The organism is Micromonospora sp. WMMD1120, from assembly GCF_029626235.1.
In the GTDB taxonomy this organism is placed as follows: Bacteria; Actinomycetota; Actinomycetes; order Mycobacteriales; family Micromonosporaceae; genus Micromonospora.
The window spans coordinates 1,179,812-1,194,242 of sequence record NZ_JARUBO010000005.1; the positions used below are offsets into that span (position 1 = coordinate 1,179,812).

Genomic DNA, 14,431 nt, shown 5'->3' on the forward strand with positions numbered 1-14,431 from the left:
CTCGGCCGGAGCGCCGCCGTCCGGTCCTACGAGCGCACCGCGTCGCGCGGCAGCGGCACCAGCGCGGCGCCCACCCGTTCGACGAGCAGCGCCATCTCGTAGCCCACCTGACCCACGTCGCAGCTACGCGCGGCGAGCACCGCCATCGACGAGCCGTCGCTGATCGACATCAGGAAGAGATAGCCGCTGTCCATCTCGATGACTGTCTGCAACACCCCACCCGCGCTGAACATCCGGGCCGCGCCCTCGGTCAGGCTCACCACACCGGAGGTGATCGCGGCGAGCTGGTCGGCCCGGTCCGCCGGGAGATCCCGGGAGGACGCGAGCAGCAGCCCGTCGGCGGACACCGCCACCACGTGGGCGATGCCCGCCACGCTGTCGGCGAAGTTGGTGAGCAGCCAACCCATGTCCTGCATGGCAGCTGGCCTGTTCATTGGCTCTCCTTGGTCGAGGTGCTGTTCAGGTCCGATCCGGCCGTTCGACCGCGCTGCACACCACGGTGGTAGGCGGACAGCAGACCACGTACTTCGTCCGGGGTCCGCCGGCTGCGGTCCCGGCCACTCTTCGGCTCGATGCCACCGGGCACGAGCTGCGCCTGCGGCACCCGCTTGGGCAACCCGGACCGGGTCGTCCCGGCGGGGGACGGCTCAGCCGCCCGACTGGCCCGGGACCAGCCCTCGTCGGCGGCCGTCCGCCACGCCTCCGGCTCCACGGCGGGAGCCGGTCGGGCAGCCGGGGGTGGAGTGTACGACGGCGGCGCTGTCGACGGCGCGCCCAGCGCGTCGGCGCTCGCACCACCGCGGCCGCCGGTACCCGGCGTGCCGCCGCCGTCGGTGGAGCCCGGGGTACGGGTCGGCAGCGGCGGTCGGGCCGGTGCCGCGGCCGGCACCGACGTGGCAGGCTGCTGGCTTCCGCTGTCCGGACGCAGCCCGGCGTCGGCGGTGGTGGGCGCCGGTGGCGGTCCGTCGAAGTTCGGTCGGGTGAAGATCGCCGTGGCGTCGTCGCCGTGCGACCGGAACCAGACGGCCTCCATCTCCCGGAAGATCGGCGCCTCGGCCGGGAAGTCGGGCCGGGTGCTGACCGGTGCGGGCGGCACCGACGGCGCGGGAGGCACCGACGGCGCGACCGGCGGGGCCACCGCCCCCGGTCCGGCGACCGGACCGACCGGGAGGCCCGGGGCGACGGGTCCGTCGGCGGGCTCCGTCGTGGCGCCGCGCCGCGGCAGCGGGTCGACGGCCGGGTAGGCCACCGTCGGGCCGCCAGCCCCGTTGCTGTACGCGGGCTGCGCCGGCGCGAGCGGAGCGGCGGGCGGTGGGGCCGCCGGGGCCGGGACGGACGGCATCGTCGAGCGCGGACCGGTGTAGCCACCCGCCTGCACTGTCGAGGTGGCGTCCCGCGAGTCCAACGGGGACTGCCACTGGGGGGACGCCGGGGTACGCCACTGGTCGGGCAGGGTGGCCGCCGAGGTCGCGGCACCGGCGAACTGCTCGGCGTGCCCCGCGGTGGCCAGCGGCGCCTGCTCGACAGCCATCGGCTGGCGCGGCCGGGTGAGCACCTGCTCGCGGCCCCGGGTGCTGGGCAGAACCACTGTGGTGGCGGGAAGCGTCACCTGGGCGACGGTGCCGCCCTCGGCGTTGCGGCGCAGCTCGACCCGGATGCCGTACCGGGAGGCGAGCCGGCTGACCACGGCCAGACCCATCAGTCGGAACGCGGCGACGTCGACGCTCGGCGGGGCCGCCAGCCGGCGGTTGAGCGAGTCGAGCTGGTCGTCGGTGAGGCCGAGACCACGGTCCTCGATCTGGATCAGGACGTAGTCGCGGATCCGTCGGCCGTCGGCGACCACAGTGGTGTTCGGCGGCGAGAACCGGGTGGCGTTGTCGAGCAGCTCGGCGACGAGGCGTACCACGTCGTTGACCGCGTGCGCGGCCACCGAGATGTCGGTGTCCACGGTCCCGAACTCGATGCGGTTGTACAGCTCCACCTCGGACTGCGCGGCGCGCAGCACGTCCACCACCAGCGCGTCGTCGCGGCGCGGCACCGCGGAGTCGGCGCCGGCCAGGACCAGCAGGTTCTCGTCGTTGCGGCGCATTCGGGTGGCCAGGTGGTCCAGCTCGAAGAGCTGCGCGAGCCGCTTCGGGTCCTCCTCGCCACGCTCGATCGCGTCCAGCTCGCCGATCATCCGGTCGACCAGGGTCTGACTGCGGCGGGCCAGGTTGAGGAACATCGCCGAGACGCTGGTCCGCAGCGCGGCCTGCTCGGCCGCGACCCGCACCGCCTCCCGGTGTACGACGTTGAAGGCCAGCGCGACCTGCCCCACCTCGTCGCGGATGTTGAGCTGGATCGGGTCCCGCACCTGCCGGACGATCTCCTCCACCCCGCCGTCGCCGACGCTGCCCATGTTCTGCAGCCGGTGCACCGCGTCGGGCAGGTCGTGGTTGGCCACCGAGAGGGCGCCCTCACGCAGGCGGCGCAGCGAGTCGTTGAGCGAGCGGGCCAGCACCACGGCCAGCGTCACCGCGATGATCAGGGTCAGCAGCACCAGGACCGACTCGACCACCGCCTGCCGGATCACGTCCGATCGCGCCTGGTCGGCCTGGCGCAACAACCGGTCCTGGAGTTGGATCTCGGCCCAGCGCATCAGGTCGTTGACGGCGCCGACAGCGGCGACGGCGTCCTGCGCGGTGACCAGCGGACGCTGCCCCACCGAGCGGCTGATGTCGGTGGCCACCCGGTCGGCCAGACCGACGGCGTCGCCGGAGACGGTGCTGTCGACGAGCGCGCGCTGCACCGGGTCGGCCGCCAGCGAGAAGGCGACGAGCGCCTCCTGCTGGCCGGTCAACGTCGCCACGAAGGAGGAGAACTGTTCCGAGTCGAGCTGGCCCGCGGTCAGCGCGGTGAACGCGACGGCCTCCTCCTCGGCGACCGCGGCCTTGGCGCGGGCGAAGGCGGCCACCGCGCGTCGGCTGTCCGCCAGGCTCTCGTCGCCGGGCAGTTGGGCCAGGCCGTCGCCGTAGGAGACCAGGTCGGTGAGGATGACCCCGTAACGGAGCACCGCCTCGGCGACCGCCATCTGCCGGCGGTCCAGCACCTCCTGGCGGGTGCCGTCCAGGGTCGCCAGGTGGTCGTCGATGGCGGCCAACCGGTCCCGCAGGGCCGCCGGCACCTCGCCGATCCGGTCCCGCTCGGCGCGGTACTCGTCGACCCGCTGCTGCGTCTGACGGACCCGCAGGTTGTACGCGTCGGCCGGCTGCTGCGGGCTGGCCAGGTAGCCGGCCGCGGCCATCCGCTCGGCCTGGAGGTCCTGGGTCAGGGCGCTGACGTCGATGGAGAGCGCGGTCAGCGCGCGGGCCCGGGTGGCGTCGAAGGCGCCCTCGCCCACCGAGATCAGACGAACCGTGGCGAGGGCGATGACCGCCGCCACCGGTACGACCAGGATCAGCGCCAGTTTGGACCGGATCCGGGCGTCCCGCAGCCGCGGCAACCGTCGACGCGCACGTCGACTGCTGTCGCCGAACGCGGGCAGGGTCGTCGGTCCGGTGCTCACGACATCGCCTCCGTCGTTTCTTCCCCGCCTGACCCGCCGAGCCATGCCGTAAGCGGAGGGGACCACGCGCGGCACGGCCGCGATTTCATCAGAGATGATCCTGTTTGGGAAGCCGCAGTGAGGTAGGAAACGGTCGGACGGAGCGCATCCCCTGATCCGGGCAACTGATACCTTCATTTCCGCAAGCCCCTGAACAGGGCATGTGACTCCAGAGTGGTCACGCGTGTATGCAAAGTGAGGTTTTGCAAACATCGCGTTACCCCAGCATGTGGGATGACCGTCCCGAAAATACCGTCGGGGTCCGCGCTTGACCACAGCGCCGGCCATTGGCAAGGTTTTGCAGGCTTCGCGCACACCGTACGGCAGAGAAGATCCCGCCCTCCACTGAGGACGGATTAGCGGCGGTGACCGGGCAGCGCCCGCGCCCGCACCTGGAGGACTGAGTTGAGCCCCATCCGCTCCGCGACGATCGCGGCGCTCGCATCGGCCGTAGTGGCCACCACCCTCACCGGCTGCCAGTTCGGCGCAGCGGAGCAGGACACGAGTCCGATCGTGATCGGCGCCGATCTCGAGCTATCCGGCGCCGCGGCCTCGATCGGCCAGACATACCAGCGGGCACTGAAACTCAAGGTCGATCAGTTGAACGCCTCCGGGGCACTGAACGGCCGGAAGATCGATTTGGACGTGAAGGACAACCGTTCCGACGCCGCCGAGTCGCTTCGCAACATCGTCGACTTCAGCAGTAATCCGCGGGTCAGCGCCATCATCATGGGCGGCTGCAACGAATGCGCGGTCGGCGCGGTGGGAACGATCAACGAGAAGCGGATTCCCACCATTGCGCTCGCCTCTTCCGGCGCGATCGCGGCCCCGGTCGCCGATCGGCGGTACGTGTTCAAGCTGGGCCCCAACGCCGCGGACAGCGCCGCCGCACTGACCACGGAACTGCGCCGCAACAACATTCGCAAGGTCGGAATGCTCGTCAGCGACAACGACTACGGCCGGGAGGGCTCGGCAGCGCTCAAGAGCGAACTGGACAAGGCCCGGATCTCGCTCCGCGAGCAGCGGGCCAAAATCACCGACACCGACGTCAGCCAGCAGGTCCGGCAGCTCACCACCGGCAAGCCGGACGCGCTGGTCTTCTGGACCCCGCCGGAGCAGGCGACGCTCGCCGCGACCAGCGCCCAGCAGGCCAGCTTCCGTGGGTCGCTCTACTTCGACGCTGGAGCGGCCGGTGACCTCTTCCTCGGCGCGGCGGCCAAGGCCACCGAGCGGGCAACGCTGATCTTCACCCAGACCATGGTGATCGACGACGTGATCGCGACCACGCCGGCCAAGGCGGCGCGACGGCAGTGGTTCCAGGACTACACGGCACGCTTCGGTGACTACAACGGAGCCTCGTCGTTCGCCGCGGACGCCGTCCAGCTCATCGCCGACGCGGAGCTGCGGGCCGGCGGCGAGGCCGGCAAGGTCGACCGCGACGGCATCCGGAACGTCCTCGAGACGTCGCAGATGGACGGCCTCTCCGGTCCGATCCGCATGACGCCGGACAACCACAGCGGCCTGATGCCCCAGGCCCTCACCACGCTCGTCGCGCGCAATGGCCGGTGGCGGTTGGCGGGGTAAGGCTCTGGCCTTGTTTCTCCGTGTCGGGCTTTGTCCGGTGCCGGGTGGGGTGTGGCCGACCGTGCCCGGCTCCGGGCGGTCAGGCTTGATCCCTCCGCCGGGCACGGCCGGCCACACCTGACTCGCCTGCGGCATCGAACAAAAAGGCCGGCCTCCTGGTGGGGGCCGGCCTTCTGCTTACCTTGGTGGTTCTCGTTTTTGGTGGTCAGCGGCTGCTGGTGGTTTCGCGGACCCAGGGCAGGGCCAGGCGTTCGATCAGCAGGAGCGCCGTGTAGAGCAGGATGCTCACCAACGCCACCAGCATGATCGCCGCCCAGGCGGTGGGCGTGTCGCCGACGCCGGCGTACTGCGTGATGACGTACCCCAGGCCGCTCTCGCCGGCCTGGAACTCACCGATCACCGCGCCGATCGCGGCGAGCGGCATCGCCACCTTGAGGCCGACGAAGATCTGCGGCAGCGCGGCCGGGAAGCGCACCTTGCGGAACGCCTGCCAGCGGGACGCGTTCCAGGAGCGCACCAGCTCGGCCAGGTCGGCCGGCGTGGTGGTCAGCCCGGTCGCGGTGGAGAGCACGATCGGGAAGAAGCAGAGCAGGAACACCATGGTCAGGATCGGCTTCTGACCCCAACCGAGCGCCACCACCAGCAGCGGCCCGAGCGTGATCTTCGGTACCGCGTTCACCGCGACCAGCAGCGGTGTGAACATCCGCTCGACGGTGCGGGAGCTGGCCAGGGACAGTCCGAGCAGGACACCGGCGGCCACCGAGAGCGCGAAGCCGTACAGGATCTCCAGCATCGTGTCCCAGGTGTGCTCCAGCATCTGCGCGGGCTTGTCGACGAAGGCGGTGAGCACGTCACCGGGCGGCGGCAGGGCCGCGGGGTGGACCAGCTCCAGACGGGCGATCAGCCACCACGCCCCCAGGGCGACAAGCAGGCCGGCCGTGGGCAGCAGCGCGGCCCCGGCCCCGGCCCGGAGGCCGGCGCCACGACCGGCCCGCCCCGCCTCGCCTCCACCCGCTGATGGCGCTGGCGCCACCGCCGGATCCGCCGACCGGACGTCGGTCATCTCTCCTCCTCCGAAATCCCACGGCCCGCCGGGGAGCCGACGAGCGCCGGGGGTACGCCCCGCCGGAGACGGCGGGACGTACCCCCGGTTGGCGACCCGACGATCAGGCCTTCGGCGCGAGGCCGAAGTCGATGATCTGCTCGGGGGTGATGTTCTGCTTCAGCGCGCCGGCGCCCTGCAGGATGGCGATGCTCTTGGCGACCCGGCCGCTGTCCAGGGTGCCGATCGCGGTGCCGGTGTTGCCGGAACGGACGTACGCGGCCATCAGCTCCAGCTCGGCGGCGGCGGCGACCGGGTTGGAGGCGTCCACGTTCTTCTTCAGGATCTCGCCGGCCTCCTTGGCGTTGGCCAGGCTGTACTCCAGGCCCTTGAGCAGCGCCGCGGTGAACCGCTTCACCATCTCGGGCTTCTCCTTGGCGATCTTGGAGGAGGTGATCAGCACGTTGCCGTAGAGGTCCTGCATCACGTTGCTGTACGGCAGCATGACGGCCTTCTTCTTGGCCACCGCCTCGATGGTCGGCTGACCGACGACGAACTGGCCGATGCCGTCCACGGAGCCGGAGCCGAGCATGCCGATCAGGCCCTGCGCCTCACCGTTGACCCAGGTGACCTTGTTCACGTCCACGCCGGCGAGCCGGGCGTACGTCGGGAAGAGGTTGCGGACCACGGAGCCGGGGGTGTCGGCGAGCTTCTTGCCCTCCAGGTCCTTCGGCGACGCGATGTTCTTGCCCTCGACGGAGGCGATGCCCGCCATGGTGCGCTGCTGGATCGCCGCCACCACGGTGAAGTCCTTGGCCTGGCCGTTGCCGACCTGGAGCAGACCGCCGGTGAGGTCGATCGGGCCGAAGTCGGCCTGGCCACCGACGACGGTCTGGATCACGCCGCCGGTGCCCTGACCGGCCTTGATCTCGACGTCGAAGCCGGCGTCCTTGAAGAAGCCCTTCTCCTTCGCGACCCACGCGTAGGAGTCGCGCCCGAACTGGCCGAACGAGGTCAGGTAGGTCACCTTCTCCAGGGCCTTGCCGTCGCCGCCCTTGGCGTCGTCGGCCGAATCCGACCCGCTGCTGCAGGCGGAGACAAGGGCGAGGGCGGTGGCCAGCGCGGCCGTGGCGACCGTACGGGTCAGCCTTCTCATCAGTGCACCATGTCCTTTCCGACCGGGGCCGGGAGCCACCGGAGGGGGTTGTCGTGACGGGCCGGCGGAAGGGGTGGAAGCCGGACGCCGCCGTCGTGGGGGGACTCTTCGCGGGCACAGCGTACGAGAACCCCACAGTTGCGACGCCAGTCGTACCGGGTTGCGTTACGGAAACAACCTGACGACCACCCCGGACGGTGCGACAGGGCGACAAGCCGGCTAGCCTTTCCCGGATTCCTGACCAACCACTCAGCGGAGGTACGCCGGAGATGATCCGACTGTCCGGGGTGTCCCGTACCTTCGAGGGCCGATCCGGCCGGGTGGAGGCGCTGCGCGGCATCGACCTCGACGTCGCCGACGGGGAGTTCGTCGCCGTGCTCGGCCGCTCCGGCTGCGGCAAGTCCACTCTGCTGCGACTGATCGCCGGGCTGCTCCCGCTGAGCGCGGGCGAGATCACCGTCGCCGGCACGCCGATCACCCGCCCCCGTCAGGACATCGCGATGCTGTTCCAGAAGCCGGCACTGCTGCCCTGGCGCACCGTTCTGGACAACGTTCTCCTGCCGGTGGAGATCTTCGGCTGGAGCCGCGCCAAGCATCGGGAGCGGGCCCGGCAACTGCTCGACGTCGCGGGCCTGGCCGGCTTCGAGAAGCGGCTGCCGCACGAGCTCTCCGGCGGCATGCAGCAGCGGGTGTCGCTGTGCCGGTCGCTGATCGGCGAGCCCCGGGTGATGCTGATGGACGAGCCGTTCTCCGCGCTGGACGCGCTCACCCGCGAGGAGCTCTCCGGCGAACTCCAGCGGGTGCACATGGAGAACAAGTCGACGATCGTCTTCGTCACCCACTCGATCGACGAGGCGGTGCTGCTCGCCGACCGGGTGGTCGTGCTGAGCCCGCGTCCGGGCCGGATCCGCAAGGTCGTCGACGTCGACATCCCCCGACCCCGCACCCTGGGCCGCAACGCGCACCTGGCCGACGTCGCCCGGGTCAGCGCGGATCTGCACGAGCTGCTGATGGAACGCGAGCAGCCGGCCCCGGCCGGCGCGGAAGGACACTGACCATGCGGGTGTCGGTCTTCACCGAGCCGCACCGTGGCGCCAGCTACGACGACCAGCTCCGGTTCGCGCGACTGGTCGAGGCCTGCGGCTACGAGGGCTTTCTCCGTGCCGACCACTACCAGTCGATGGGCGCCGACCCGGGACTGCCCGGCCCGACGGACGCCTGGCTGACCCTCGCCGCGCTGGCCCGGGAGACCGAGCGGATCCGGCTCGGCACCCTGGTGACGTCTGCCACGTTCCGGCTGCCCGGCCCGCTCGCGGTGATGGTGGCGCAGGTCGACCAGATGAGCGGCGGCCGGATCGACCTGGGCATCGGCGCCGGCTGGTACGAGCGCGAGCACACCTCGTACGGCATCCCGTTCCCGGCGGTCGGCGAGCGCTTCGACAGGCTGGCCGAGCAACTTGAGGTGATCACCGGGCTGTGGCGGACCCCGCCGGGCGGGACCTACTCCTTCACCGGCGACCACTACCGCCTGGTGGACGCGCCCGCACTGCCCAAGCCGGTGCAGGTGCCCGGCCCACCGATCATCGTGGGCGGGCGGGGCCCCAAGCGGACGCCCGAGCTGGCCGCCCGGTACGCCGACGAGTTCAACATGCCGTTCAAGTCCGTGGCGGTCACCGCCGGTGCGTTCGACCGGGTTGGTGAGGCGTGCGAGCGCACCGGACGGGCGGAGTCCGGGCGGGCTCCGCTGGTGCTGTCCGCCGGGATCGTGGTGGCCATCGGTCGCACCGACGCGGAGGCCCAGCGGCGGGCCGCGCCACTGCACGAGAAGAGCGCGCTGCCGCCGGAGGACCCGGTGGTCGGCTCCCCGGCCCAGCTCGTGGAGCGGATCGGGGAGTTCGCCGCGATCGGCGCCACCCGCGTGCACCTCCGTCTGATCGACTTCGCCGACCTCGACCACCTCGAGCTGATCGCCGCCGAGGTGCTGCCCCAACTGGACGGAGAACGATGACCGACGTGATCGAGGGAACCGAACTCGGGCCGGTGGGCCAGGAGATCGTGTACGAGAACGACAGGGTCCGGGTCTGGCACATCCGCCTGGAGCCGGGCGAGCGGCAGCCGCTGCACCGGCACGACCACCCGTACCTGGTGGTGGCGATCCAGGGCGCGAAGAACGTCGTGCAGACCGTGGACGGCACCCGGATCGACGCCGACGAGCCCACCGGCGGGGTGGTCTACCGGGACCCGGGTGCGGTGCACATGCTGACCAATGTCGGAGATACGACTTATCTCGCCCGGCTGGTCGAGCTGAAGTAGCCCACCGGTCGCCACCGGCGTGCCGCGCGGCGTGCCGGTGGCGATCGGGTGTACCAGGTGCGTAACGTGCCGGACATGGCCTATCGGACCTGGGGCAGACTGCTGCTCACGGCGCTCGGGGTGAGTGTGCTGGCCGGGGCCGGCCAGCTCGGCGTCGCGTACGGCTTCGGCATCGTCCGGCTGACCGGCGCCTTCACCGGGACGACGGTCAACCAGTGGCCGGCCCAGCTCGTCTGGGTGGGCTGGTTCGCCGGCAACGCCGCCGTCGCCGGCGCCGTCCTGACCGGACGCCTCGCCCGCCGGGACGCCCCGGCTCCCAGCACCGGTCGGCACCTGGCGATCGGTGCCGCGGCGGCGCTCGGCGCCACCGTCATCGCCCCGCTGTGCATGCAGCCCGCCCGCGCCGCGGAGCTGATCTCCGTCGACCCGGTCTGGGCGGTCGGCATCTGCGCCATGGTCGGCGCGGTGATCGGGGCGGGCGCGGCGATCGCCGTCCTGCTCCGTCCCGAGTTGGGCTGGAACATGGCGGCGGTGGCGGGGGCGGTCTGGCTGCTGGCGCTGCTCTCCGTCCTGCCGTCGCTGGGCACGACCGGCCCGCTGCCGACCGTCCGGCTCGGCGTGTTGGAGCCGAGCGGGCTCGACGACGACGTCGCACAGCGGTTGGCTCTGCTCCTGCTGCCCACCGTCGCCCTGCTGGCCGGGGCGGCGACCGCCGGGTTCGCCCGTTGGCGGGGCGAGACACCGCTGGTCAGCGGGGCCACCGGTGTCGCCGGCCCGGTGCTGGTGGCCTTCGCCTACCTCACCGCCGGCCCGGGTGACGGGATCGACCGTTACCAGGCCACCCCGTACTACGGCTCCCTGATCGCGATCGTCGCCGGAGCGCTCGGCGCGGCCGCCGCCGCGCTGCTGCGCTGGCCGCTCGTCGCCCGCACCGCGGACCCGAAGGCTATCGAGCCCACCGCCATTCTGAGGCCGCTGCCCGCCGGTCCGGCCCGGCCCGGCGCCTCCGACGATGGGGACGACGACGCGCAGCCGGGCAACGCCGAGCTGGCCACCCGGGCCGAGCCGGGGGGCGTCGTTCCCGCCCCGTGGGGCGAGCGTGCGGGCGTACGCACCGTCCCGGCCCACTGGGACTGGCCAACCACCGGCACCGGCGGCGAGCAGGGCGTCACCGCTGCGGCCCCGGCGACGCCGGCCGCGTGGTTGACCGCTCCGACGGGTGAGTTCACCGCCGCGGCGCGGACCTCGTCGGCGAGCCGGGACGAGGACGTCAGCTCGGTCGACACCGCCCTGACCGGGGCCACGGCAGGGCCCGCCGACGCCACCGCGGGACGTACCGACGCCGAAGCGGCGACGGCCGACCCCGGGGCCGACGAGCCGACCGGGAGCGTGGCCGGCACGAGCGGCAGGCGTACCTCCCGCAGGAGCGCCACGGCCACGGCCGCGACCGGCACGGCGACGCCGACCCCGGACAACCCCGGCTCGGACCGTAACGACGCGGTCGGGTCCAGCGCGGCAGCGACCACCGGAGCCGTCGACACGCCACCGCCTGTCGCACCACGCCGGACCCGCAGGCCGAAGGCCGAGCCGGAGGCCACCGGCTCCGCCCCGGCCACCGAGCCGCCCGCGTCCGCGCTTGACCAGGGGACGACCGCCGACACGACGACCAGCGACGCGACACCCACCGGCCGCACGCGGAAGGCGTCCCGACCCGGGAAGGCAGCCCCCGAGCCGGCCGACGACAGGGCCGCGCCCAGCCCGGACGGCACGGGTACGGGTGGCGCTTCCGCCGCCACGACGGCAACCGGTCCCGCCGCGACGACGGCAACCGCTTCCGCCGCGACGACGGTGGCTCGATCGGCCGCGACCGGTTCGAAGCGCACGGCGGCGACCCCGAGCACGAAGCGAGCGGCGGCGGGCCCGGCAGCCGCCGGGCCCGGCACGACACCTGCGGACCTCAAGCGGGACACCGCCACGACCGACGGGTCGGCGGCGGCAGTCGCGGCGACTCCCCCACAAGCCCAGGACGATCCGGCAGGCGCGCCCGGCAGCTCCGCCCCCGACGCGGGTACGACGCAACGCGGCCCGGCCGCCGACACCACCACAGCGTCGTCCGACCCCGTGTCGGCGGCCGACCAGGCATCGTCGACAAGCGAATCCGTGCCGCCCAGCACCGCTACGCGCACCACCGAGGACAGCGTCATCGCCGGGTTGTTCGGGGTAACCACCGCCAGCGACCCGGACGCCGCCAAATGGACGCCGACGCCGACGGTCCGACCGCACACGTCGGGGTGGACCGTGCCGCCGCAGCCCTCCCAGCCGGAGACACCGGACGAGCCGGCCGGGCACCTGCCGCGACCTCGGCACCGGGCGCCGCTGCCCGACCTGAGTCAGGCCGGCACCTGGAACGCGTTCGACACCTCTCGCCGCGGACGTCGGGACGCCCAGGACAGCGCCCCGGCATCGACCGGGGATACCGGCCCCGAGCGGCAGACGGCGTCCCCGGGCACGGCGAACACGTCCACCGCCGGCAACCACGACGACAGCGCCACCGCCACCAGCGGCAGCGCCACCAGCACCGGCGCCGGCACCACGACTGGCGGCAACGGCAGCGCCGGCAACGCCACCGGCGCCGGCGCTGGTAATGCCGGCAGCAGCGGCAGCACCGCCACCAGCACCACCAGTAACGGCACCGGTAGCGGCGCCAGCAGCGGCGGTCCGGCGAGCACCGACGCGACACCGGCCGGGTCGACGGACGCCGTGGCAGCACAGCCCTCTCGGCGCGGCCGGCTCGGCGGGCTGTTCCGCCGCAACCGGGGCCGGGCGGACGAGGCGAGCGCCCCGACGTCGGACGAGAGCGAGCCGCTGGCCACCCAGGACGAGGAGTTCGTCGACTGGGTCGCCGGTCTGAGCAAGCCGGTGTCGGACAACGAGCCCGAGCAGGGCAACGGCCGGCGCTCGCTGCGCTCCTCCGGTCGACACCACCGCGACTGACGGACGGCGGCACCCGCGACCCACGCGACGACCCGCGCCGTCACATCTGCCGGCCGCAGCTTGACCGACTCGGGTTCAAGGAAACCGGGCCATTCCACCGGCCCGGAAGCCCCGACTTCAGGAAACTCGAGTCGATCAAGCCCACGACACCGCGCGTCAGGCGATCGGCAGGTAGACCCGCCCGCCGCCGGACACGAACTCCTCCGACTTGTCCTTCATGCCGCGCGCCGCGTACTCCTTCAGCTCCTGGGTGATCTTCATGGAGCAGAACTTCGGGCCACACATCGAACAGAAGTGGGCGGTCTTCGCCGGCTCGGCGGGCAGCGTCGCGTCGTGGTACGAGCGCGCCGTCTCCGGGTCCAGCGAGAGGTTGAACTGGTCCTCCCAGCGGAACTCGAACCGCGCCTTGGACAGGGCGTCGTCCCAGGCCTGCGCGCCCGGGTGTCCCTTGGCCAGGTCCGCGGCGTGCGCCGCGATCTTGTACGCGATCACGCCCGCCTTGACGTCGTCGCGGTCCGGCAGGCCCAGGTGCTCCTTCGGCGTGACGTAGCAGAGCATCGCGGTGCCGAACATGCCGATCATCGCGGCGCCGATCGCCGAGGTGATGTGGTCGTACGCGGGAGCGATGTCGGTGGTCAGCGGGCCGAGCGTGTAGAACGGCGCCTCGTGGCACCACTCCTGCTGGAGGTCCACGTTCTCCTTGATCTTGTGCATGGGCACGTGGCCGGGGCCCTCGATCATCACCTGCACGTCGTGCTCCCAGGCGATCTTCGTCAACTCCCCGAGGGTACGTAGCTCGGCGAACTGCGCCTCGTCGTTGGCGTCCGCGATCGATCCCGGGCGCAGACCGTCGCCGAGCGAGAACGTCACGTCGTAGCGGGCGAGGATCGCGCACAGCTCCGCGAAGTTGGTGTAGAGGAAGTTCTCCTCGTGGTGCGCGAGGCACCAGGCGGCCATGATCGAACCGCCCCGGGAGACGATCCCGGTCACCCGGTCCACGGCCAGCGGCACGTACGGCAGCAGCACCCCGGCGTGCACGGTCATGTAGTCGACGCCCTGCTCGGCCTGCTCGATCACGGTCTCCCGGAACACCTCCCAGCTCAACTTGACCGGGTCGCCGCCGACCTTCTCCAGCGCCTGGTAGATCGGCACCGTCCCGATCGGCACCGGCGAGTTGCGCACGATCGCCTCCCGGGTCTCGTGGATCCGCTTGCCGGTGGACAGGTCCATCACGGTGTCCGCGCCCCAGCGGGTCGCCCAGGTCAGCTTCTCCACCTCCTCGGCGACCGACGAGCTGACCGCCGAGGTGCCGATGTTGGCGTTGACCTTGACCAGGAACGCCTTACCGATGATCGCCGGCTCGCACTCCGGGTGGTTGACGTTGAGCGGGAGCACCGCCCGACCGGCGGCGATCTCGGCCCGGACCAGCTCCGGGTCGACGTTCTCCCGGATCGCCACGAACTCCATCTCCGGCGTCACCACACCGGCCCGCGCGTACGCGAGCTGCGTCGGACGACGACCGTCCACTCCGGCGAGCGGCGTGCCCGCGCCCCGCACCGGGGCCACGTCGCCGCGCTCGGCGATCCACGGCCCCCGCAACGCGGGCAACCCCACCGACGGGTCCGACCCCGGGCCGGACGTGTCGTAGAGCCGCACCGGCGGATGGTCCCCGGTCAACGTCACCTCCGCGAACGGCACCCGCAGGTCCGGCCGCGACCCCTCGACGTACACCTTGCCTCGTGCCTGCATGACAGCCTCC

At 72.3% G+C, this 14,431-nt stretch carries 10 protein-coding genes; 5 read left to right on the plus strand and 5 right to left on the minus strand.

Annotated features, from left to right (window positions below; genetic code table 11):
• Positions 1 to 26 precede the first annotated feature (26 nt).
• Entirely contained in the window at positions 27 to 434 is a 408-nt protein-coding gene (locus O7634_RS05585; RefSeq protein ID WP_030329975.1) for a roadblock/LC7 domain-containing protein, read from the minus strand.
• Entirely contained in the window at positions 431 to 3,544 is a 3,114-nt protein-coding gene (locus O7634_RS05590; RefSeq protein ID WP_278149093.1) for a sensor histidine kinase, read from the minus strand. Before O7634_RS05590 ends, O7634_RS05585 begins: the two co-directional genes overlap by 4 nt.
• Before the next feature lie 444 nt (positions 3,545 to 3,988).
• Between O7634_RS05590 and O7634_RS05595 the strand changes: the two genes are divergently transcribed.
• On the plus strand, positions 3,989 to 5,167 hold the full coding sequence (locus O7634_RS05595) for an ABC transporter substrate-binding protein (protein WP_278149094.1): 1,179 nt from the start codon (positions 3,989 to 3,991) through the stop codon (positions 5,165 to 5,167).
• 205 nt (positions 5,168 to 5,372) lie between these two features.
• On the opposite strand, the gene O7634_RS05600 is transcribed toward O7634_RS05595, so the two are convergent.
• Positions 5,373 to 6,230: an ABC transporter permease gene (locus tag O7634_RS05600; RefSeq protein WP_278149095.1), complete on the minus strand. Its 858-nt coding sequence runs from the start codon at positions 6,228 to 6,230 to the stop codon at positions 5,373 to 5,375.
• A 103-nt stretch (positions 6,231 to 6,333) separates the two neighbouring features.
• On the minus strand, positions 6,334 to 7,365 hold the full coding sequence (locus O7634_RS05605) for an ABC transporter substrate-binding protein (protein ID WP_278149096.1): 1,032 nt from the start codon (positions 7,363 to 7,365) through the stop codon (positions 6,334 to 6,336).
• 269 nt (positions 7,366 to 7,634) lie between these two features.
• On the opposite strand from O7634_RS05605, the gene O7634_RS05610 reads away from it, so the two are divergent.
• From O7634_RS05610 to O7634_RS05625, 4 genes are all read left to right on the plus strand, one after another.
• Positions 7,635 to 8,420 carry an ABC transporter ATP-binding protein gene (locus O7634_RS05610; RefSeq protein ID WP_278149097.1) on the plus strand — a complete coding sequence of 262 codons (786 nt, stop codon included), beginning with the start codon at positions 7,635 to 7,637 and terminating at the stop codon, positions 8,418 to 8,420.
• Positions 8,421 to 8,422: 2 nt separating this feature from the next.
• Entirely contained in the window at positions 8,423 to 9,373 is a 951-nt protein-coding gene (locus tag O7634_RS05615; protein ID WP_278149098.1) for an LLM class F420-dependent oxidoreductase, read from the plus strand.
• A complete protein-coding gene (locus O7634_RS05620; RefSeq protein WP_278149099.1) occupies positions 9,370 to 9,678 on the plus strand; it encodes a cupin in 309 nt (102 codons plus the stop codon). The genes O7634_RS05615 and O7634_RS05620 overlap by 4 nt, the downstream gene beginning before the upstream one ends.
• Before the next feature lie 75 nt (positions 9,679 to 9,753).
• The gene (locus tag O7634_RS05625) at positions 9,754 to 12,672 is read left to right on the plus strand and encodes a hypothetical protein (protein ID WP_278149100.1); all 2,919 of its coding nucleotides are present in this window, start codon (positions 9,754 to 9,756) and stop codon (positions 12,670 to 12,672) included.
• Positions 12,673 to 12,828: 156 nt separating this feature from the next.
• Here the strand turns inward: O7634_RS05625 and thiC are convergent, their stop codons facing one another.
• The gene (thiC, locus tag O7634_RS05630; RefSeq protein ID WP_278149101.1) at positions 12,829 to 14,421 is read right to left on the minus strand and encodes a phosphomethylpyrimidine synthase ThiC; all 1,593 of its coding nucleotides are present in this window, start codon (positions 14,419 to 14,421) and stop codon (positions 12,829 to 12,831) included.
• Positions 14,422 to 14,431 lie beyond the last annotated feature (10 nt).